The sequence below is a fragment of the Acidobacteriota bacterium genome (assembly GCA_039683095.1).
Lineage (GTDB): Bacteria > Acidobacteriota > Aminicenantia > Aminicenantales > Saccharicenantaceae > RBG-16-66-30.
In genome coordinates this window covers 860,903-880,964 of sequence record JBDKSB010000012.1, presented here as the reverse complement: position 1 = coordinate 880,964, position 20,062 = coordinate 860,903, and the positions used below count along the sequence as shown (strand labels likewise).

At 65.8% G+C, this 20,062-nt stretch carries 12 protein-coding genes; 4 read left to right on the top strand and 8 right to left on the bottom strand.

Annotated elements, in window-relative coordinates:
• Positions 1-50: 50 nt before the first annotated feature.
• Positions 51-1,346 carry an endonuclease Q family protein gene (locus tag ABFD52_11610; protein MEN6561412.1) on the bottom strand — a complete coding sequence of 432 codons (1,296 nt, stop codon included), beginning with the start codon at positions 1,344-1,346 and terminating at the stop codon, positions 51-53.
• A 105-nt stretch (positions 1,347-1,451) separates the two neighbouring features.
• On the opposite strand from ABFD52_11610, the gene ABFD52_11605 reads away from it, so the two are divergent.
• Together ABFD52_11605 and ABFD52_11600 are read left to right on the top strand one after the other, a co-directional pair.
• Entirely contained in the window at positions 1,452-3,518 is a 2,067-nt protein-coding gene (locus ABFD52_11605) for a GWxTD domain-containing protein (GenBank protein ID MEN6561411.1), read from the top strand.
• Positions 3,518-4,450: a GWxTD domain-containing protein gene (locus tag ABFD52_11600; GenBank protein ID MEN6561410.1), complete on the top strand. Its 933-nt coding sequence runs from the start codon at positions 3,518-3,520 to the stop codon at positions 4,448-4,450. The genes ABFD52_11605 and ABFD52_11600 overlap by 1 nt, the downstream gene beginning before the upstream one ends.
• 7 nt (positions 4,451-4,457) lie before the next feature.
• Here ABFD52_11600 and ABFD52_11595 read toward each other — a convergent pair whose 3' ends face one another.
• From ABFD52_11595 to ABFD52_11585, 3 genes are all read right to left on the bottom strand, one after another.
• Positions 4,458-6,809 carry a sulfatase-like hydrolase/transferase gene (locus tag ABFD52_11595; protein ID MEN6561409.1) on the bottom strand — a complete coding sequence of 784 codons (2,352 nt, stop codon included), beginning with the start codon at positions 6,807-6,809 and terminating at the stop codon, positions 4,458-4,460.
• 113 nt (positions 6,810-6,922) lie between these two features.
• On the bottom strand, positions 6,923-9,673 hold the full coding sequence (locus ABFD52_11590; protein ID MEN6561408.1) for a carboxypeptidase regulatory-like domain-containing protein: 2,751 nt from the start codon (positions 9,671-9,673) through the stop codon (positions 6,923-6,925).
• Positions 9,674-9,964: 291 nt separating this feature from the next.
• Positions 9,965-12,748 (bottom strand): TonB-dependent receptor, encoded by a 2,784-nt coding sequence (locus tag ABFD52_11585; protein MEN6561407.1) that lies wholly within the window; start codon positions 12,746-12,748, stop codon positions 9,965-9,967.
• Between the two features lie 327 nt (positions 12,749-13,075).
• Between ABFD52_11585 and ABFD52_11580 the strand changes: the two genes are divergently transcribed.
• Together ABFD52_11580 and ABFD52_11575 are read left to right on the top strand one after the other, a co-directional pair.
• Complete coding sequence (locus tag ABFD52_11580) at positions 13,076-15,172, top strand: GWxTD domain-containing protein (GenBank protein MEN6561406.1); 2,097 nt, start codon at positions 13,076-13,078, stop codon at positions 15,170-15,172.
• Positions 15,173-15,181: 9 nt separating this feature from the next.
• Positions 15,182-16,105 (top strand): tetratricopeptide repeat protein, encoded by a 924-nt coding sequence (locus ABFD52_11575; protein ID MEN6561405.1) that lies wholly within the window; start codon positions 15,182-15,184, stop codon positions 16,103-16,105.
• A gap of 58 nt (positions 16,106-16,163) precedes the next feature.
• On the opposite strand, the gene ABFD52_11570 is transcribed toward ABFD52_11575, so the two are convergent.
• The 4 genes from ABFD52_11570 to ABFD52_11555 form a co-directional block, all read right to left on the bottom strand.
• Positions 16,164-17,222: a hypothetical protein gene (locus ABFD52_11570; protein ID MEN6561404.1), complete on the bottom strand. Its 1,059-nt coding sequence runs from the start codon at positions 17,220-17,222 to the stop codon at positions 16,164-16,166.
• A 191-nt stretch (positions 17,223-17,413) separates the two neighbouring features.
• Entirely contained in the window at positions 17,414-18,433 is a 1,020-nt protein-coding gene (gene mltG / locus ABFD52_11565; GenBank protein ID MEN6561403.1) for an endolytic transglycosylase MltG, read from the bottom strand.
• Positions 18,414-18,854: a Holliday junction resolvase RuvX gene (gene ruvX / locus ABFD52_11560; GenBank protein ID MEN6561402.1), complete on the bottom strand. Its 441-nt coding sequence runs from the start codon at positions 18,852-18,854 to the stop codon at positions 18,414-18,416. Before ruvX ends, mltG begins: the two co-directional genes overlap by 20 nt.
• Complete coding sequence (locus ABFD52_11555; GenBank protein MEN6561401.1) at positions 18,854-19,918, bottom strand: D-alanine--D-alanine ligase family protein; 1,065 nt, start codon at positions 19,916-19,918, stop codon at positions 18,854-18,856. The genes ruvX and ABFD52_11555 overlap by 1 nt, the downstream gene beginning before the upstream one ends.
• Positions 19,919-20,062 lie beyond the last annotated feature (144 nt).

The window sequence follows — 20,062 nt, the reverse complement described above, 5'->3', positions numbered from 1 at the left end:
CCGACTCCAATATAAGTGCCGGTCTGGGCTTTGTCAAATCGCCGGCCGGCTCAGAAGAGGGACAGCTGGGGGGAGCAGGCGTCGGGCGACGGGCCCTCGCCGAAGAGGCTGATCCGGCCATACTCGCCGTCGTGGCCGGGGGCGATGGAGACCTGGCCCCGGCGCATGCGGTCGATCCCCTCGGCCACCTTCTCGGGGGAGATCCGGGCCAGCTCGGACGTCGGGACCTCGGTCAGGATGGCGTGCTCGTCCCCGAACTCGCGGATGAACCGGAAGTAGAGGTCCCAGACGCCCTGGCACTCGGGCGTCTTGCCCAGGGCCTCGGCGATGACCTCGTTGAGCGGGACGAGGTTCTTGAAGGGGACGGGGCCGGGCCGCTCGGCCCCGGACTCGCGGTCGGCCAGCTCCTCGACGCGGTGCAGGACGCCGATCGTCAGCTTCTTGCCGCACTTCGGGCAGACGTCGTTCGTCTTGAGGCTCTCGCGCGGCGACGAAACGACGCCGCACTTGCGGTGGCCGTCGTAATGGTACTTGCCCTCCTCGGGGAAGAACTCGACGGTGTAGAGGAAGCGGGCCGGGTCGTTGGCCCGCAGGGCGTCCATGAGGCCGCGGAAGCTGAACTCGGTGTCGAAGGCGTTGGCCTCGCGCCCGATCTTCGCGGGCGAATGGGCGTCGGAGTTGGAGACGAGGGCGTAGCGGTCGAGCGCGGACAGCCGCCGGTTCATCGGCGGGTCCGACGACAGGCCCGTCTCCAGGGCGAAGATCGAGGGCGTCATCTCCTCGAAGCACTCCTCGATCGAGTCGAAGCCGGAGTTGGCCCCGAAGAGCGAGAACCAGGGCGTCCAGATGTGCGAGGGGATGACCACGGCCCGCGGCGCGGCCTCGGCCACCATCCGGCAGAAGAGGCGCACGTCCAGGCCCAGGATCGGCCGGCCGTCCGAGGCCAGGTTGCCGACCGCCTGGAGGCGCCGGTTGACCCGCTCGACGGATTCGAAGTCGGGGGCCAGGAGCATGACGTGGACCTTGCGGACCTTGCCGCCCTTCGAATAGATGAAGCTCAGCTCCGAGGACAGGATGAAGGCGACCGGCCTGGACAGGGCCGGCAGGCCCCTGAACGGCGGAGCGTCCAGGGCCGTCGTCCCGTTCTTGAGCCGCAGGAAGCCGTTGCCCATTGGCTCGAGCCGCTCCTTCATCAGGAACAGCCACTCCGGATGGGTGAAATCGCCGGTGGCCAGCAGGGAGATGCCCTTAACCTTGGCCCAGGGCGCCAGGGTCTCGAGGACCATGTCCTTGGCCGTGGCGCGCGAGTACTTCGAATGGATATGGAGATCGGCTAGGAATCTCATGATGGAGGGTCCAGTGTAGGAGATGCGGCGGGCGAATGCAAGTTGAAAAACCGCCGCAAACGCGGTAAACTGAATTGCCGTGCCTCGGGCTCGAAAGGACCCTCCATGAAGCTTCGAACCGTCGCTCTTCTTGGCGCTTTGACTCTGGCCGCGCTTCCCGCAGCAGCGCAGAAGGCCGCCGTCAGGGACCTGCCCGAGCGCTTCCGCTCCTGGATCGAAGAGGAAGTCCCCTACATCATCTCGCCCAAGGAAAAGTCCGTCTTCCTCCGGCTGGCCAACGACCGGGAGCGGGATATGTTCATCACGGCCTTCTGGAAGGCCCGGGACGAGGACCCGTCGACGCCCGAGAACAAGTTCAAGGACGAGCACTACCGCCGCATCCAGTACTCCAACTTGTGGTTCGGCCGCGGCCTCAAGGCCGGCGGCTGGCGGTCCGACATGGGCCGGGTCTATATCACGCTGGGCGAGCCGAAGACGATCGAGCGCTACGAGAACGAAACCGACGTCTACCCGATGATCGTCTGGTTCTACCAGGGGCAGATGGGCGGCGGGATGCCCAACTCCTTCTACGTCGTGTTCTTCAAGAAGGACGGCGGCGGCGACTATATCCTCTACTCCCCGGTCCGGGACGGGCCCCAGAAGCTCATGCCCTTCTACAACGGCGACATGACCAACTACCTCCAGGCCTGGGGCGAGCTGCGGCAGCGCAACGCGGTCCTGGCCGACCTGTCGATGTCCCTCATCCCCGGCGAGTACGTCCAGGGCATGAACCCCACCCCGGCCTCCGACATCCTGATCAGCCAGAAGATCCCCCGGATGGGCTACGAGAGCGTCAAGGACTCCTACGCCGAGAAGCTCCTCAAGTACAAGGACATCGTCGAGGTCGAGTACACGGCCAATTACATCGAGAACGACGCCATGGTCCAGGTCGCCCGGGACGCCGCCGGCCGGGCCTTCGTCCACTACCTCATCGAGCCGTCCCGTCTCAGCATCGAGCGCATCGAGGGCCTCTACCGGACGGTCTTCGACGTCAACGGCATCGTCTCCGACGCTAACGGCAAGACCGTCTACCAGTTCGACCGCAAGATCCCGCTGGAGCTCAACGAAGAGCAGTTCGCCAAGGTCAGGGACCGCAAGGTCTCACTCCAGGATTCCTTCCCGCTCATCGAGGGCGATTACAAGATCAGCCTGCTCTGGAAGAACACGGTCTCCAAGGAATTCACCTCGGTCGAGGCGGCCGTCAATATCCCGCCGGCCCGGACCCTGACCCTGAGCGCGCCCCTCCTGGCCAACCGGGTCGTCCGCAATCTTGCCTTTGCCGGACAGATCAAGCCCTTCACGGTCGGGGAGACCCAGCTCGTCGCCTCCCCCCGCAACGATTTCACGGTCCAGAACACGCTGACCCTGTTCTGCGAGCTCGGCGGCCTGACCGAAGCGCTGAAGGCCGGCGGCAGCCTGTCCATCACGATGGTCCGGAACGACCAGGTCGTGGCTGCCATCAGCAAGTCCCTGGCCGGCGCGGGCGACCCCTTCCGGGTCTTCGAGGACTTCCCGCTGGCGAATTTCCCGCCGGACTACTACACGGCCCAGGTCGAGCTGCTCGACGCGTCCAGGACAGCCGTCCTGACGTCCAAGGCGGCGTTCTACGTCACGGCCAACACGGCCCTGCCGCGCGCCTGGATCATGTACGCGCCGCTGCCCGCCGCCGGCGACCCCTCCTATGCCGACATCCGCGGCATGCAGTATTTCCAGAAGGGCGACCTGGCCAAGGCCCGGCCGCTCCTCGAAGAGGCCTCGCGGCGGGCGCCGGGGTCAGCGGCCTACGCCCTCGACCTCTGCCGCGTTCTTTACGAAGCCAAGGATTACGACGGTCTCCACTCCGTGGCCCTGCCGTTCTACCGGGACAGGAAGAACTTCGAGTTCGCCCAGTACCTCGGCGAGAGCGCCCAGGCCCTCGGCCGCTACGCGGAGGCCGCCGCTTTTTATAAGGATTACCTGACCTACTCCGGGACGAACCTCAACGTACTCAACGCGATCGGCGACTGTTATGTCAAGACCGGCGACTTGGCCGGGGCCATCACGGCCTGGAAGAAGTCGCTCGAGCTCAACCCGTCGCAGCCCGAGCTCGCCAAGAAGCTGGCCGACATCCAGGGCAAGATCAAGGAGGACTGATGTCCGTCTCAGTCAGGGTTTGGGCCCTGGCCCTGGGGACGATGCTGCTTGCCGGCGCTTGCGCTTCGTCGGGCGCCCTGAAGCAGCTCGATCCCAAGAGCCGGGATTTCATCTCCAAGGTCCGCTACACGATCACGCCGGAGGAGCGCCGGGCCTTCCTGGCCCTGGCTCCCGAGGCCCGGGAGCCGTTCATCGAGGACTTCTGGAAGCGGCGGGACCCGACCCCCGTCAGCCCCGAGAACGAGTACAAGATCGAGTACTACAACCGGATCGAGCGGTCCAACAGGCTCTTCTCCGGCGGCGGCGCCCCGGGCTGGCTCCAGGACCGCGGCCGGGTCTACATCACGCTCGGGCCCCCGGACACCCGCATCACCTATCCGCGTGGCGTCACGTTCTACGGCCTGCCCACCGAGATCTGGTGGTACGGCATGGTCGCCATCGTCTTCATCGACGAGTACTGGAACGACGACTACAAGATCTCCCCGGACAGCGCCGGGCAGATCGCCGTGATCACCCAGGCCCAGCGGGAGTTCAACCTGCCGCGCGAAGGGCTGCCCCAGGCGGGCGGCGTTCGTTACGCGTCTAGCATCGCCGGGCTCGAGGTCTCGATCCAGGTCGCCGACAAGGAGACGGCCCGGTTCGTGCTGACCGTTCCTTACAAAAGCATCTGGATGAAGTCCGGGGGGCAGTCACTCCGGACGACCCTCGAGGTCGTGATGAAGGTCTCCGACACCGAAGGCCGGGAAGCCTGGGCCTTCACCAAGAGCTATCCCCTCGATATCCCGGAGAGCCGCCTGAAGGAGGTCCTGGCCGGGGATTTCACCGTCGAGGCCAGCGCTCCGCTCAAGCCCGGCCCCTATACGCTGAGCGCCCTCGTCACCAACGCGACCGACGGCAGCAAGGCCGCCATCGAGCGGAAGTTCCAGATCTGATCAGGCCTTACTTCCGGCTGGCCGCGGCGGCCGCGGCCGCCTGTCCTTTTCTGGCGTTCTCCGCCGAACGGGCGTCGTCGCCGACGCGGTTGTAGAGATCCGCCAGGAGGAAGTAGCCGAGCGGCAGCTCGGCCGGGGCCGGCCGCAGCTCGATGCCCTTCAGGGCCAGGGCGATGGCCTCGTGGTAATCCCCGCCGCGCCGGAGCAGGATGCGGGCGGCGTGGAAATAGGCCAGCGGGAAATCCGGCTCGACCTCCATCGTCCGCCGCAGCGTCCGGAGCTCCTCTTCCTCCCGGCCCATCTGGCGATAGACCCGGGACAGGTTGTAGAGGGCCTTGTAGCTCTTGGGCGTGTCCTGGATCTCCTGGCCGTAGAGGGCGGCGGCCTCCTCCAGCCGGCCCTGCTTCTCGCGGACCTGGGCCGTGTTGTAACGCAGGCTGGTCAAGGCCGGGTTGATGGCCGCGGCGGAGGCGAAGGCCCGGTCGGCCCGCTCCAGGTCGCCCGGGCCGTCGAGCGTGAGGTAGACCGCCCCCAGCGCGTTGTAGGCCGAGGCCGACATCGGGTTGACCGCCAGGCACTTCTCGAAATAGGGGATGGCCTTGTCAGGCTGGCCGTGGTGGACCTTGATGTTGCCGAGCAGGAAGTAGAGCTGGGAGTCCTCGAAGCCGCGGGCGACGTAGTCGAGGACGAACTTCTCGGCCTCGTCGTAGCGGCCCATGGCCTGATAGCAGTTGGCCACGTTGATGGCGGCGAACGAGTCGTCGGGCTTGAGGTCAAGGGCCTTGGAGAAGGCCTCCAGGGCCTCGGGGAAGCGCCGGGCCTTGAAGAGTACGTTGCCCAGGCCGAAATGGGCGTCGCCGATGGCCGGGTCCTCGGCGATGATGGCCCGGATGGCCGCGATGGCACGGTCGGGATCGCCGGCCAGGCCGTCCTCGCGGGCCCGGGACAGCTCGTTGAAGATGCCGATCTTGTCCTTGGGGTCGGCCAGCTTCCGGCCCTGGAGCTTCGACGAGTCGGTGAACGAGCCGATGTAGCCGAGGGCGGCCAGCTTCTCCCGGGTCTCCTCGTCGACCTTCTTGAGATCGACCTCCAGGCCGTTCCGGCCGGCCTCGGCCATCATGGCCCTGGCCCTGGCCGAGAGGTCTTCGTAGACCCTCTTCTCGATGTAGACGAGGTTCTTCTGTTCGCGCGGGTCGGCCTCGAGATCGTAGAGCTCGGGCACCGGGGCCAGGATGAGTTTGTACCGGCCGTCCTGGACGCTCCGGAGCTCGGACCAGCCGTAGTGATAGCGGGGGTAATAGGTCTCCGAATAGGCCAGGCGGCCGGCCGCGGCGCCGGGGCGGAAGAGATCGGGGACCAGGCTCCGGCCCTGGACCGCCGCTGGCACGGGCAGGCCGGCCATGTCGCAGATCGTCGGCATGACGTCGACCAGGCCGACCGTCCCGTTGGCGACGACACCCTGGAGGGGCTTGAACGGCGTGACGACGATGAGCGGGACGTGCAATGCGCCCTGGTATAGGAAGAAGCCGTGGCTGCTCTCCCGGTGCTCGCCCAGGCTCTCGCCGTGGTCGCCGGCCAGGACGAGGAAAAGGCGGTCCCGCAGCCCCGCCCGGTCGATGAAATCGTTCAGGCGGGCCAGCTGGCTGTCGGCGAAGGCGATCTCACCGAGGTAAGGGTTCTGGCCGTATTCGGACTTGAACGGCTCGGGCGGCTCGTAGGGCGTGTGCGGGTCGTAGAGGTGGATCCAGGCGAAGAACTTGCCGTCCTTCTTCTTGTCGAGCCAGCCCAGGGCCTCGTCCAGGACCTCGTTGGCCGGCCGCTGGACCTCGCCAAGCGAGATGCGCTCGAAGCGGCTCAAGTCGAACTTGTCGAAGTAGGTGTCGAAGCCCTGGTTCAGGCCCCACTTGGAATCGACGACATAGGCGGCGACGAAGGCCGCGGTGTCGTAGCCCTTCCGCTTGAACGCCTCGGCCATGGTCTCGAGCTCCGAGGGGACGACGAAACCGCCGTTGTCGCGGACGCCGTGATAGGGCGGCAGGGTGCCGGTCATGATGGTCGTGTGGGACGGCAGGGTCAGGGGCGTCTGGGAGATGCAGCCGGCGAAGCGGACGCCCCGGGCGGCGAAGCCGTCGATCGCCGGCGTCCGGACGCCGGGATTGCCGTAGCAGCCGACCTTGTCGGCCCGCAGGGTGTCCACCGTGATCAGGATGACGCTGAAGTCCCTGCCGTCCCGCAGCCCGGCGAAATCCGCGGCCCGCGGGCGCAGCAGGAAAAAGGCCGCCAGACCGGCCCCGGCCAGCAGGACCGCCGCGGCGGGCCAAAGCGGCCTCTTCTTCTTCGCCTTCATCCGTTCGGTCATCGCCGTCTATCTTACCAAAAAAGGCCGGCCGCCGGTAACGGCGGCGGCCCGAAAAAAAAGAGCCCCGGAAGGAAGGCCTTCCGGGGCTCGGGCGTGCGCGGAGAGATGGAGCCTTAGAAGATGAGACGGACGCCGATGCGGGCCTGGCGGGGATTGACGATGCCGTAGAGCTCGTGCCCGCTCGTCGAGGGATACGTGCCGTCGGTGTACCAGTCGTAATCGACGCGCGTCCCCCAGGACGTGACCGCGTCGGCGTTGAAGACGTTGAAGACGTCGAACAGCACGCCAAGGCGGTACTTCTTGGCGATGGTGAAGATCTTCTCGAGCCGGATGTCCAATTCCGTGTCCATGGGATAGTGCTCGCTGCCGCGCGGCTCGAGGAAGAAGGTGACCCGGCCCTGGTTCAGGCGCGCGGTGCGGTAGCGGGCCGTCCAGGCGTTCCCGGTGATGCCGCGGAAGTAGGCGTTGACGCTCAGGTCGATGACCGGGATGAGGTACGAAGCCTGGACCTTGATCATGTGCGTCGGGTCGTAGGTCGCGTGGCCGTCGGCGTTGATGTAGAAGTTCGGATCATTGGTGCCGCCGCCGTAGTTGATGTCGTCGGCCTGGCCGTTGTCGATCGTGCCGTGGGTCTTCGACAGGACGTAGGAGGCGACCAGCTGCCAGCGGTTGGAAAAGCGCTTGTTGAAGAGGATCTCGAGGCCGTCGTACTTGCGGTACGGATCGGCCAGGATCCAGTTGTCGCCGGCCTTGTAATTCGTGATCAGGTAGTTGAAGGTGCTGACAGTCTCGGCGGTCCGCTGGTAGATCGTGTAGTTGCCGTAGCCCGGGACCGTGACCGCGTACTCCGTATAGTCGGCGGCGCGGTCGACCGGACCGATCGTGTTCTTCCAGTTGCGATGGATGTAGGTGACGCTCAGGGACGCGTCCTTGAACAGCTCGCGCTCGAGGCCGAACGTGATCTGCTCCATGTACGGGTGCTTGATGTCCGGATCCATGGAGTAGAGGTTCTCGTGGACGACGCGCTCGAACTCTACCCAGCTCGCATCAATATAGTCCCAGTAATAGCTGACCTTGTCCTGGTAGGCCGAGGCGGGGTTCATGTGGTCGTGGTAGCTGGCGTTCATGGCCTCGGCGAACTGGCCGTAATGGGCCTTGAAGATGGTGGTCTTGTCGCCGAGCACGTCGAAGGTGAAGCCGAGGCGCGGCGAGATGCGGCTGGCCGTGTAGACGTTGCCGCTGACGTTCTTGACCTGGCCCCAATACTGGCTCAGGCGGAGGCCCAGGCTGATGTTGAGCCTTTTGGTGACCTGCCAGGAATCCTGGACGAAGCCCTCGAGGCGGGTGTAGCGAGTGTTGTTGTCGTAGCCGCCGTACTGGTAGGCGAGGTAGTTGGAGACGCCGGCGTATACGTAGTCCGTGTAGTCGTAGTACTCGACGGCGTTGCCGAGGGCGCCGCCGGTGCCGGTATAGCCGTAGCGGCTGCGGACGAAGGAGCGCTCGATCTCGGCGCCGAACTTGAAATCGTGCGAGCCGGCGATGAAATCCTCGACGTAGTGGGTCAGGCTGGCGTTGGCCTGGTAGCGCGACCGGTCGGCGAGGTAGTAGTAGCCGGCGCTGTCATGGCGCCGGTTGTCGGCATAGTCGAAGTGCATGTAGGTGTCGCGGCCCGTTTCCGGCTCGAGGTAGTAATAGCCGTGGAAGAAGGCGCCCTTGAGGTCGAAGAAGGTCGTCGGGCTGAAGATCTGGGTCAGGCTGAAGTTGCCGACCTTCTCGGGCGATTCCTGGCTGACCGTGGCGTCGGCGTCGACATTCGAGGCGGAGTCGCGGTTGACGCCCTTGTAGTTGTCCATCTCGAGGGAGACGTTGATGTTCAGGGAGGGGGTGATCTGGCTCGTCAGCTTGATGAAACCGCGGGGCTGCTTGTAGTCGACGTCCTCGGGGAACCCGGTCGGGCGGTCCTTGGTCCGGTAGTACTGGCCGCCGACGTAGAACCAGAGCTTGTCCTTGACGATCGGTCCGCCGAGATGGACGTTGATGTCGAAGAGGTTCGAGCTCGGCGCGGTCAGGCCGGGGAAGTCCCCGAGGTAGGCGGCGTTGTTGTTGGCCTGCCAGAACTTGGACCCCGACATCTGGCGGTTGAACTCGACGTGCCCGGCGAAGTCGTTGCCGCCGGACTTGGTCACCAGGTTGAAGATGACGCCGGTGAAGTTGCCGTACTCGGCCGGCAGGCCGACGCCCATGACCTTGGCTTCCTCGACGATGTTGTGATCGAGGAAGACCCAGGCCGAGCCGGCGTCGGGGTCGCCGACGCCGACGCCGTCCATCGTGTAGGCGACGCCCGTCCCGGACGAGGCGCCGTAGGCGCTGTCATTGTTGACGCCGGGGGCCATGTTGACGATGTCCGAGGTGAACTGGCTGTAGGGGATGTTCCGCAGGATCTCGTTCGACAGCGTGACGGACGCGGTCTCCGTCGACTTGACGTCGACCGTCGGCGACTGGCCGATGACCGTGACCTCTTCGGCCAAGGCCGACGGCTTCAGCTGGATGTCGACGGCCAGGGTGGACGTCGTCGTCAGACGGATCTTCTCGCGGATGACCGTCCCGAATCCCTGGAGCTCGGCCTTGACCTGGTATTCGCCGGGCGGCAGGGCGGGGAAGCGGTACTCGCCGTTGGCGTCGGTCACGTAGGTCCGGGTGCCCATGAGGTTGCCGCCCGAGAGCGTCACGTTGACGCCGGGCAGCGGGGCGCCCGATTCTTCGGACACGACGCCGCGGATGGCGCCCGTCTCCCGGGATTGGGAGAAGGCGACGGGAGCGAGAAGGAGGGTCAGGGCGAAGATGGCGATCAGTTTGTTCTTCAAAAATTCCTCCTTATGAATTCCTAGGGGGCATTGCCGATGAGCTACGGAGACGACGGGGCGCAGCGCTTTCCTTGCGATCACTCATGAACGTGAGAGCAAGCAAATTCCATGCCAGTCGGCCCTTTCACCTATCCGGCGCTAGAATAGACGAAATAGACTAATAAATGGTTACTTACTAATCCAACATAATGGATATTATCCAAGAATTAGGATAACTGCAAGGGGTTTCTTAATAAAAAAGAGCCCCGGAAGGGCGGCCTTCCGGGGCTGGCGCAGGCGCGCGGCGGGGAGCTAGAACATGAACCGGATGCCGAGGCGGGCGTTCCTCGGCGTGCTGATGCTGCGCAGCCGGTGCCCGTCGGTCGAGGGATACGTGCCGTCGGTGAACCAGTCGTAGCCGATCCGGGTGCCCCAGGACATGATGGTGTCGTCGTTGAACACGTTGAAGACGTCGAACATCAGGCCGAGGCGGTACTTCCGGGCCAGGGTGAAGACCTTCTCCAGGCGCAGGTTGAGGATCTTCTGCATGGGATAGTGATGGTCGCCCCGCTCCTCGGTGAAGAACGTGATCTGCCCCTGGTTGAACCAGTCGGTCAGTATGCGCGTCGTCCAGGAGCTGCCGGTGATGCCCCAGAAGTAGCCGGTCAGGCTGATGTCGAGCGGCAGGATGTAGGTGCCCTGGATCTTGATCATGTGGGTCGGATCGTTGGTCAGATGGCCCTCGGCGTTGATCCAGATGTTCGGGTCGCTCTTGGTGGCGGCCCAGGCGGCGCCGACATCCTCGCCGAAGGAGTTGTCCACCGTCCCGGTGGCCCGGCCGTAGACGTAGGACGCCAGCAGCTGCCAGCGGTTGGAGAAGCGCTTGTTGAACAGGACCTCGATGCCCTCGTACTTGCGGTAGGGGTCCGCCAGGATGTAGGGCAGGTCGGGGCTCTGCTTCAGGTTGGTGATGATGTAGGAGTAGGTGTCGAGGGTGTCGAGGGTCCGCTGGTAGACGGTGAAATCTCGGCCGAGCTCGTCGGAATGGACCGTTGCGGGCTCGTAGACGCCCAGGGTGTCGTACTTGCCGATGAGGTTGTTCCACCTCCGGTTGATGTAGGTCACGCCCAGGGAGGTGTTCTTGAACAGCTCGCGCTCGATCCCGACCGTGAACTGGGTCATGTACGGATGCTTGATGTCCGGGTCCATGGTGTAGGGATCGTGCGGGATGTCGTACCAGAGGTCCCAGGACGCGGTCAGGGGATCGTACATGTAGCCGATCTTGTGGCTGAAGTTGGCGACGGGGTTCATCCGGTCGTGGTAGGACGTCAGCATGGCCTCGGTGAACTGGCCGTAGTGGGCCTTGAGGATGGTGGTCTTGTCGCCCAGAACGTCGAAGGTGAACCCCAGGCGCGGCGCCAGGCGGTGGGTGTTGTAGACGACGCCGGAAACGCCCTTGACGTCGCCCCAGTTCTGGCTGAAGCGAAGGCCGAGGCTGATGTTCAGCCGCTTCGTGACCTGCCAGGAATCCTGGGCGAAGACCTCCAGCCGGGTGTAGCGCGTGTTCACGTCGTAGCCGGCGTACTGATAGGCCAGATAGGGGCCGGTGAAGTAGGCTAGCTGGCCGGAGAGGTTGTAGGCGTAGCCGACGTAGTCGGTGTACTTGACGTTGTCCCCCAGCTCGCCGCCGCTGCCGGTATAGCCGTAGCGGCTCCGGGCCATGGAGCGCTCGAACTCGGCGCCGAACTTGAACTCGTGGGACCCGGCCAGGAAGTCCTCCACGTAATGCGTCAGGCTGGCGTTGGTGCCGAAGCGGGCCCGGTCCGCCCAGTAATAGTAGCCGGAGCTGCCCGACAGCCGGTCGTCGTTGAGGGAATAATGGGAAACGGCCGTGGTGCCCGGCGTGGGATCGAGGTAATAGCGGCCCTCGAAGTAGTTGGTCTTGAGGTCGAAGAAGGTCCTGGCGCTGAGGATCTTGGTCAGGGTCAGGCCGATGAGCCAGTCCGGGGAATCCTGGGTGACGGTGGCCTCGGGCAGGACCCAGTCGGCGGCGTCGCGGTTCGTGCCCTGATACTTGGTCCTCTGGAAGGCCAGGCTCACGTTCAGCGACGGCGACGGCTGCGCGCTCAGCTTGACGAAAAGCCGCGGCTGCTTGTAGTCGACGTCGTCGGGGAAGCCGGCCGGCCGTTCCATGGTCCGGTAGAACTGGCCGCCGATGTAGAACCAGAGCTTGTCCTTGACGATCGGCCCGCCGACGTGGGCGTTGACGTCCAGGAGCTTCGAGCTCGGCGAGGTCAGACCGGGGAAGTCGGCGAGGTAGGCCTGGTTGTTATTGGCCTGCCAGAAGCTCGAGTCCGCCTGGTAGCCCTGGAAGTCGAATTCGAAATGGCCGGACAAGGAGTTGCCGCCGGACTTGGTCACCAGGTTGAAGATGACCCCGGTGAAATTCCCGTATTCGGCCGGCAGGCCGATGCCCATGACCTTGGCCTCCTCGATGATGTTGTAGTCCGAGAAGACCCAGGCCGAGCCGGCCTCGGGGTCGGCGACGTTGACGCCGTCCATGGAGTAGGCGATGCCGGTGTTCTCCGACCCGCCGTAGGCGACGTTGTTGGTGACGCCGGGGGCCATGTTGACGATCTCCGCGGTGAACTGGTTGTTGGGGACGTTGCGCAGGATCTCGTCGGACAGGGTGACCGAGGCCGTTTCCGTGGACTTGACGTCCACGGTCGGGACCTTGGCCACGACCGTGACCTCCTCGGCGACCGCCGCGGCCTTCATCTGAACGTCCACCGTCAGCGTGGTCGTGGTCGTGAGCCGGATGGACTCGCGGACGATCGGGTTGAAGCCCTGGAGCTCGAACTGGACCTTGTATTCGCCGGGCGGCAGGGCCGGGAAGCGGTACTCGCCCCTGGCGTCGGTGATGAAGGTCCGCAGGCCCATGAGGCTCGGGCTCGAAAGCGTCACGCTGACGCCGGGCATCGGGTCGCCCTGGTCGTCGGTCACGACGCCCCGGATGGCGCCGGTCTCCCGGGACTGGGAGAAGGACAGGGGGACGAGGAGAAGGCAAATCGTCAGGACGAACAATGATCTCTTCAAGGGATACCTCCTTTCATCGTTCTCGGGATTTTGCCTTCGGTCGAGGGGGCGATGGGATCTGGGCGTTCCTTCGAAGCACCTCCCTTCCGGCCGCGTTCCGGCCGTGCGGCGGGGCAGGCCGCTCCTTCGAGCTCAGGCCGACGGGAACGACGGCTCCCGGACGCGAAAAAGACTGCCCTTCCGAAAGAAACCCGACCCTCTTCGTAACTATCATAGACATCCCGGGGCGCTTTGGCAAGGGCCATTTCTCCCCCGCCGCGCCGAACTGGCATTTGTCAACGTCCGGACCGTGTGCTATCGTAGTTCCTCAAAAAAGGGAAGCGCCTTTTGAAGACCCAAAAGATCCGGCTCGGCCTGGCCCTGGCGGCCCTCCTGGCGGCGGGAAGCGTCCTGGCCGGCGGGCCTCAGGCCGCCGCGGAGAAGATGACGCCCGAACTGGCCGCTTGGCTCGAGGACGTCTCTCCGATCATCACCAGGGCCGAGCGGGCCGTCTTCACCAGGCTCCAGACCAACGACGACCGGGCCAAGTTCGTCCGCTTCTTCTGGAAATCGCGCGACCCCCTGCCCGATACCGAGGAGAACGAGTTCCGGAAGGAATACGAGGGGCGGATCCGCTATGCCGACCAGAACTTCGGCCGGACCTCGCCCAAGCGCGGCAGCCAGACCGACCGGGGCTTCTTCTACGTCCTGCTGGGCAAGCCGCGCGAGCGGACCTCGTTCGAGACCCAATCCCAGCTCTGGCCGCTCGAGCTGTGGTTCTACCAGGGCGAAGAGCAGTACGGGCTGCCGAGCTACTTCTACCTCATCTTCTACCGTCCCGAGGGCATCGGCGATTTCCGGCTGTATTCCCCGAGCGTTGACGGGCCGGAAAAGCTGACCGTCCCGGCGCTCGGCAACGGCGTCGCCCTGAACCGGCGCACCGCCCTGGCCGCGATCAAGGACATCAACGGCGAGCTGGCCCGGGCCTCCCAGAGCTACGTGCCGGGCGAGACGCCGGCCGGCCTCTCGTCGCTTTCGTCCGACGCCATCATCGCCGCCATCCGCAACCTCCCGGAGAAAAAATATCCGGACAGCTACGCCCGCTCCTACCTGGCGTTCAAGGATTACGTCGAGACCGATTACTCCGACCGCTTCATCCCGAGCGCCTTCGACGTCCGGGTCTTCCGGGAGGGCGGCCAGCCGTTCCTGCACTGGTCGATCGAGCCGGACAAGATGAACTTCAGCTCTCAGGGCCCGTCCATCTACGCCAGCTACGAGCTCATCCTGCGGCTTGAGGACGGCCGGGGGCGGACCGTCTTCGAGAGGACAGAGGAGATCCCGCTCCGGCTCGACGCGGCCCAGTACGAAGCGCACCAGCGCCAGCGCTTCGCGTTCCAGGACCTCCTGGCCGTCGCCCCCGGCGAATACCGGGCCCTGTTCCTGCTGAAGAACAAGACGACCCGGGATTTCACCTCCTTCGAGACCCCGGTCGACGTCCCCGCCGGCGACGCCGGGCAGGCCGGCCTGACGGCGCCGCTCCTCTTCTACGGCCGCGGCGCCGTCCCCGAGGCGCAGAAGAAGAACCTCAAGGCCTTCGTCTTCGGCGGGCAGCAGTACATCGTCGGGGCCCGCCGCGAATTCCCAGCCGCGGCGAACCTGGGCGCGTTCGTCCAGGCCCGCAATGTCGCCGGCCTGGTCCGGGGCGCTTCGCCTTCGTTCGTCCTCGACCTCTTCTCGCTCGACCGGAACGAGATCGCCGCGACCTTCCCGCTGACCGAGGTCGCGCCCGACCCCGCCGACCCGGCCGCCCTCCTGGTCGCCGGCGAGGCGCCGTTGAAGGACGTCAAGCCGGGCTATTTCCGGGCCGACGTGTCGCTCGTCGCGCCCGACGGGCGGCGGCTGCTGACGAAGAGCGAGAACTTCATCGTCCTGGCCCAGCCCCTGAACGCGGCCCCCTGGCCCTACGCCCGTCTGCACGGTCCCTTCCCGGGCCTCGAGCACCTCAAGGTCCTGGGCTCCCAGTATTTTCTGAAGGGCGACTACGCCCGGTCCCGGGACATCCTCCGGCGGGCCCTCCAGATCCGGGACGACGCCGATTCGCGCCTGCTCCTGGCCAAGTCCCTCTACGGCCTGGGCCTCTACGGCGAATCGCTGACCGAGGCGACGGCCGTCCGGGAGCGCACGGGCGACCGCGAGGCGGCCAAGGTCATGGCCCTCGACCAGGCCGGCCTGAAGGACTGGAACGCCGCCCTGGCCATCCTCGACAAGCTCATGGCCGAGGCCACCGAAGTCCCCGTCCTCAACCTGGCCGCCGAGTGCCACATGGCCCTGGGCCGGCCGGAAAGAGCGCTGCCCCTCATCCAGCGATCCCTGACCCTCCTTCCCGACCAGCCGGCCGTCCGGGCCCTGGAGGAGGAGGCGAAAAAACGCATCGGCCAACGATAGGAGTTCCTCATGATGTCCCGAAGAGCCGCCGCCCTGGCCGCGATGGTCCTGCTGCTCGCCCTGTCCGCCTGGCCCCAGTTCCAGGGCAAGATCAGCGGCCGGGTCCTCGACAAGGCCGGCCAGCCGGTCGAGAAGGCCGACGTGTCCATCGTCTCGCAGAAATCGGCCACCCTCCGCTATGACCTCAAGACCGACAAGGACGGACGCTTCGTCCAGATCGGCGTGATGCCCGGATACTTCATGCTCACCGTCAAGAAGGCCGGCTTCGCCCCCGGCTCGAAGGAGATCCACATCGGGGTCGCCGGCGACGAGGGCGTCGAGATCACGCTCATGTCCGTCGAGGCCGCCGCCGAGCGGAGCCTGTCCGCGGCGGACAAGGCCTTCCTCAACGGCAACAAACTTTATGCCGAACAGAAGTTCGAGCAGGCCGCGGCCGCCTACAACGAGGCCATCGCCCAGGCCCCGGCCAACTGGGGCTACCACCTCAACCTCGGCCTGGCCCTCAAGAAGAGCGGCAAGGCCGGCGAGGCCCTGGCCGCGTTCCGCAAGGCGGTCGAGCTCAACCCCGAGAGCTACAGCGCCAACAAGGAGGCCGGCGAGGCCCTGGCCAAGGCCGGCGGGTTCGCCGAGGCCAAGCCGTTCTACGAGAAGTCCGTTTCCCTGAGCCCCGACGACCCCGACGCCCAGTACAACCTCGGCGTCTGCCTGGTCAACGTCGGCGATTCGGCCGGCGCGCTGCCCTGCTTCGAGAAGGCGGTCAGCCTTAAACCGGATTATGCCGACGCCTATTACCAGATGGCGACCATCCAGATCGGCCAGAACAAGGTGCCCGAGGCCAAGGCCAGCCTGGAGAAGTTCCTGGCTCTGGCCCCGGCCCATGAGAAGGCCGGCATCGCCAGGCAGCTGCTCGAATACCTGAAGAAACAGGAATAAAAAAAGGACCGCCCCGGGCGGGGCGGTCCTTGTCGATCCTATCCTGTAACGGCGGGACTTACTTGACCGTGAAGGTCATCTTGGTCTCGCCCTTCTTGCCCGTCACCTTGTCGAGGACGTTGACCGCGAGGACGTACTTCCCCGCCGGCAGCGGCTTCTTGTCGGTCTTGGTCACGGTGCCCTTCTCGTCCATCGTCTGGAGGGTCTGGAACAGGGGCAGCGGCTGGTTGACCAGGTAGATCTCGTAGGACTGGGGCGCCCACTTGATGGCCGGCTTGCCGTCCTGGCCCTGGACCTCGAAGTTGACCTCGATGTCGAACAGGGGCTGTTGGGCGGCCGGATCCTTGACGGCGGCGCCGATGACGAAGGAGAGGATCTCGAGGTTATCGCCGGAGGCGATCTCGGCGTCCGCGTTGGCGACGACCTTGATGCCGCCCCAGGTGAAGCAGCCGCGGTGGATGGTCGGCCGCTGGTCGGGATCGATCCGGTCCATGGAGACGACGACGATCGGCTCAGAGGGCAGCAGGGCCGAAGCGATGGCGTCGGTCCCGGGCAGGGTGATATCGCTGTAGGCGACGCTGAGCTTCTTCATGTCCGCCGAGGCCAGGACGAAGGCCAGCGTGTACTGGCCGTGGGGCAGGCCCATGGCGAAGGAGTACCAGTCCTCCTTCTGCGCGTCGAAGCCGGCTCCGGGGGCCGTCACCACGGCCTGGGCCTTGCCGCCGAATTTCGGCTTGAGCGCGCCGGCGGCGTCCGGCTCGAAGAACTGGAAGTAGGCGTTGACCGTGGCTTCCATCTCGCCCGATCCGGAGGCCGAGGGCGCGTAGCCGAGGTCGGCGTTCTTGATCCTGAAGAACCAGACCGGGTAGAGATTGTCCTGCTGGGCCGGGAGGATCAGCGTCTTGAAGAAGCTGAAGGGAATGTCCTGACGCCCCTGCCTGGTCCCCAGTCCTTCCTGGATCACCGCAGCGATCTCTTTGGGCATCGAAGCCTTCTGGGGCTTCGGCTCTGCTGGCTTGCCTTTCTGGGGTCCGGGCGCCGCCTGCACGGACACGGCGAGAAGACCGGCGATGACGAAGAGCGCGAGCGCGGCCGCGATCGTTCTGGAAGCTCTCATTTTTCCTCCTGAAGTTGACATCTGCTTCACTTCCGCTTCCCTAGAGAGCAATTGTCATGCCAATCTCAGGGGTGGTTGCTCTCGGTCATTGGGGGAGGATAAGACTCGGCCTGTAAAAGACTTTTACAGCTTCCTGTCGTACCTCGCTCAAGACTCCGGTTATGCGGAATGAACCATTAATATATCAAATTTCAACGATTTTTCAATTCCCGATATTCTCTCACGGCGTCCAGATGCTGGCCCAGGGTCCGGCTGAAACGGTGGCCGCCGTCGCCCTTGGCGACGAAGTACAGGAAGTCCCCGGCGGCGGGATGGAGAGCGGCGTCGAGGCTCGACAGGCCGGGGTTCGAGATAGGGCCCGGCGGCAGGCCGGCATGGAGGTAGGTGTTGTACGGCGAATCGACCTTGAGGTCGCGCTGGAGCAGCCGTCCGGTGTAGCGGCCCTCGCGCTTGAGGGCGTAGGCGACCGTCGGATCGCAGTCGAGCTTCATCCCGATCCGCAGCCGGTTGTGGAAGACGGCCGAGACGAGAGGGCGCTCTCCGGGCAAGGCGGTCTCCTCCTCGATGAGCGAGGCCAGCGTCACCACGTCGCGGACGCTCATCCCGAGCTCGGCGGCCCGCCGCCGGCGGCTTTCGTCGAAGACGCGGTGGAACCCGGCGACCATGGCGGCGACGAGATCCGATCCCGGGGCCTTCCGGGGCAGATTGTAGGTCTCGGGAAAGAGATAGCCTTCGAGGTCCCCGGCCGCGGGGTCAAGGTCGGCGATCAGGGAGGTTTCGCGGAGGGCGGCGCGGAAGGCGGCCGCGCTCCCGCCGTCGCCCGGCCGGAAGAGACCGGCCATCTCGTCGCCGGTCAACCCTTCCGGGATGGTGACGGAGACGAGATGGACGCGGCCGCTGAAGACGAGGAAGAGCGCGTCCCTGGCCGCGAGTGGCGGGGTGAAAAGATATTCGCCCGCCTTGAAGCGCTGGCCGGGATAGAAGAGCCGGCAGGCCAGCCGGAGCGGCAGGGCCCCGCGGACGATGCCCTGGCCCTCCAGGCGTTCGATGATGGTCCGGGCCGTCCAGCCTTTCTCGATCTCGAAGGCGATCCCGGCGCTTCCGGCCGACACGGCCGCGGGCTCGTCGAGGGCCCGGACGAGCCAGCCGGCGAAAGCGGGCAGCAGCAGGAGGGCGGCGAGGAGGACGCCCCTAACGGCCTTCAGGAACATCGTCCGTTCCGCGCTTCCTCTCGAGATAGGTCGAGAGGATGATGACCGCGGCGATCTGGTCCTCCCACTCCTTCTTCTTCCGGCCGCGGAGCTTCTCGTCGTCGAGGGTCTTGAGGGCCTGGCGCGTCGTCAGGCGCTCGTCCAGGAGCGTCACCGGCCTGCCGACGGTCTTCTCCAGCCAGGCCGCGAACGACCTCGTTTTCTCGGCCCTTGTCCCGGAGCTGCCGTCCATGCGCAGGGGGTTGCCCAGGACGATCTCGCCGACGTCGTGCCGGGCCACGAGGTCCCGGAAGTACTGCCCGTCGACGCTCGCGCGGCCGCTGGGCGTGTAGGCGCCGAGCGGCTGCGCGGTGATCAGGAGCGGATCGCTCAGGGCCAGGCCGATGTGCCGGTCGCCGTAATCGATCCCCAGGATCCGCATCAGCGGTCCCTTTCGAGGCAGGCCTTGCGGCTCGCGTGGCGCTCGAAGCCGAGCGCCACGAGCCGCTCGAGCAGCCGGGGGAAGGGCAGGCCCGAGGCGGCCCAGAGCTTGGGGTACATGCTGATCTCGGTGAAGCCGGGGATGGTGTTGATCTCGTTGACGTAGAGACGGCCGGTGCCCCTCTCCAGGAAGAAGTCGACCCGGGCCAGGCCCGAGGCGGCCAGTGCCTTGAAGGCGGCGATGCCCAGCGCCTGGACCCTGGCCGTTGTCTTCGCCCCGAGCTTCGCCGGGATGACGAATCCGGTCTTGCCCTCGAGGTACTTGTCGGCGTAGTCGTAGAACTCGTTGTGGGGGATGATCTCGCCGGGGAGCGAGGCCTCAGGCTCGTCGTTGCCGAGGACGCTCAGCTCGAGCTCGCGGCCGGCGACGCCTTTCTCGACCAGGGCCGTCGCATCGTAGCGGAAGGCCGTGTCCAGGGCGGCCGCGAGCCCGGCCGCCTCCATGACCTTGGTGATGCCGACGCTCGAGCCCAGGTTGGAGGGCTTGACAAAGACGGGCAGCGGCAGGGCCCGGCGGACGCGGCGCAGGCTGGCCGCGCGGTCCCGGCCCCAGTCGATCTCCCGGACGGTCGCGCAGGGCACGACCGGGAGGCCGTGGTCGCGGAGGACCGATTTGGACACGGATTTGTCCATGCCCACGGCCGAGCCCGTGACCCCGGCCCCGACATAGGGGACTCCGGCCAGCTCGAGCAGGCCCTGGATCGTCCCGTCCTCGCCGAAGGGCCCGTGGAGGACCGGGAAATAGATGTCGGCGAACGGCCGGTCCGCGGCCGGGGCGGACTCCCACGGCAGGAAGGAGAAGTCCGGCCCCGCCTCGAGGTCCCCGGGGCCGGCCGACGGGGCCTCGACCGCCTTCCACCGGCCCCCCCGGGTGATGTAGATCGAGCGGACGTCGAACTTGTCCCGGGGCAGGTTTTTATGGACGGCGGACGCCGAGACCAGGGAAACCTCGTGTTCGGCCGAGCGCCCCCCGAAGATCAGGCCGACGGTGATTTTTTTGGACATTCGTGTCCTCGGAGCGACTAACATTATGATTTGATTCATTCTATTCGAATCATGGTGGCTTGTCCATCGGGAGCGGGTGCCGACGGAATGTTGACAGTCGAGAGAGGCGCTCCGTATAATAACGCCCGGTGGAACTCCATCGGC